Genomic DNA, 1,674 nt, shown 5'->3' with positions numbered 1-1,674 from the left:
GCGGGGGGCAAACCGATGCCGTCGTCCACGACGTCCAGCGTCACGGCCGCATCCATCGTCGTCAACGTCACCGTCGCCCGGCTCGCGCCGGCGTGCTGGACCGTGTTGGCCAGCGCGCCCTGGGCGATGCGCAGCAGCGCGACCTCGATCGGGGTGGGCAGCGTGACCGGCTCGCCCACCGCCTGGAAGTCCACGGCGATGCCGGAGTTCGCGGTCGTCGTGGCGCACAGCCGCTGCAGGGCCGCGGCCAACGACGACTCCGCCAGGTCGTGCGGCGCCAGGGCAGCGATGAGTCGGCGGGCCTCGGCGAGGTTGTCGTGGGCCGTCTGCCGGGCCTGTTCGACGAGTCCGGCGGCGCGCGGCGTGTCGACCCCGCGATCGGCGTCCAACGACCGCCCCGCCGCCTGCAACAGCAACTGAATGCTCGAGAACCCCTGGGCCAGGGTGTCGTGGATCTCGCGGGCCAGGCGCTCGCGTTCGTCCAGTGTGCCGGCGCGGCGTTCGGCGGCGGCGAGATCGGCGCGGGTGCGGTCGAGTTCGATGATCAGGCGGCGACGGCGCTCCGACTCCTCGTGCAGGGCGCGGTAGCCGAGCACGGTGGCGATGGCCACGGCGGCGCCGAGCACCGGGCCGATGACCATCGCCAGGGTGATGGTGTGTTGGTGCCAGCCGAAGCCGGCGATCGCGGCGAGGGTCGCGCCGGCCACCGCCACGAGCCCGACCGGCCGCGGCAGGAAGTGCAGCAGCAGGAAGAACCACGGGAAGGCCAGGTAGATGGCCTCCGGGGTCAGCGCCAGCAACCCGAGCCACGACAGGAGCAGCGCGGCCAACCACAGGCCGGCCACCCGCGTCGAGCGGGTGACGCCGGGCAGGTGCGGCCCGAGGAGGTAGATCGCGCCGACCAGCGCGGCCACCAGCACCGTGGCGGGCCATCCGGGCGGGCGCGTGACGAGACTCCGCCCGGCGGCCAAGAGCAGCAGCCCGGCGATGAGCACATGCATCGCCCAGCGCAGCAGCACCGGGACGGCGAGTTGCTCCCGGGTGGAGGTCGACGCGTCGCGGGGAGCGGCGTGGGCGGGGCGGATCATCGCCGCCCACCCTAGGCCGTCGCGACGGTCCGGACATCCATCAAAGGGTTGATTCGGCGCTCCGCCTCGTGATGCCGCGCAACCACTCCGGCGGGCGATGCCGGAGCGGGTCGCCGGCGGGAAGTCTGGAGGGCATCGCCGCGACCCCTGCGGCCACCAGCAAGGAAGGACACCACCCGTGTTCGTGGCATTACGAGACCTCCGATTCGCCAAGGGCCGATTCGCCCTCATGGGCGCGGTCGTCACCCTCATCACCCTGCTCGTCGTCGTGCTCTCCGCGCTGACCGCGGGCCTGGGCCGCGGCAACACGTCGGCCATCACCGGCCTGCCCGCGGACCACGTCGTGCTCGCGGCACCGGCCGACGGTCAAAAGATCGCGTTCGCGGAGTCGTCGATCCCGACCTCGGTGCAGCGGGACTGGGCGCGCATCGACGGGGTGCGGAGCGTCGATCCGGTCACCGTCGTCATGTCGCGCGCCGCGGTGGGCCCGCGTACCTGCGGCGTGGCGGTCTTCGCCGTCCGGGCCGGATCGCCGTTGGCCCCCGGCGTCGCACCCGGCCGGGCCGTCGTCTCACCCGAGGCGGCC

General features: G+C 73.7%; 1 protein-coding gene and 1 pseudogene. One reads left to right on the top strand and one right to left on the bottom strand.

Annotated features, from left to right (window positions below):
• Positions 1-1,088 (bottom strand): sensor histidine kinase (locus KD1_RS06285; RefSeq protein ID WP_068399176.1); only part of this gene is annotated, 1,088 nt, incomplete at its 3' end.
• Positions 1,089-1,266: 178 nt separating this feature from the next.
• Here KD1_RS06285 and KD1_RS06280 point away from each other — a divergent pair.
• Positions 1,267-1,674: pseudogene (locus KD1_RS06280) on the top strand (ABC transporter permease); the annotation flags it as partial.

Origin of the sequence: Kribbia dieselivorans NBRC 106261, assembly GCF_001552435.1 — a bacterium.
Classification (GTDB): domain Bacteria; phylum Actinomycetota; class Actinomycetes; order Actinomycetales; family Dermatophilaceae; genus Kribbia; species Kribbia dieselivorans.
The sequence above is the reverse complement of the archived record's forward strand: the minus strand, read 5'-3'. Positions and strand labels throughout refer to the sequence as shown.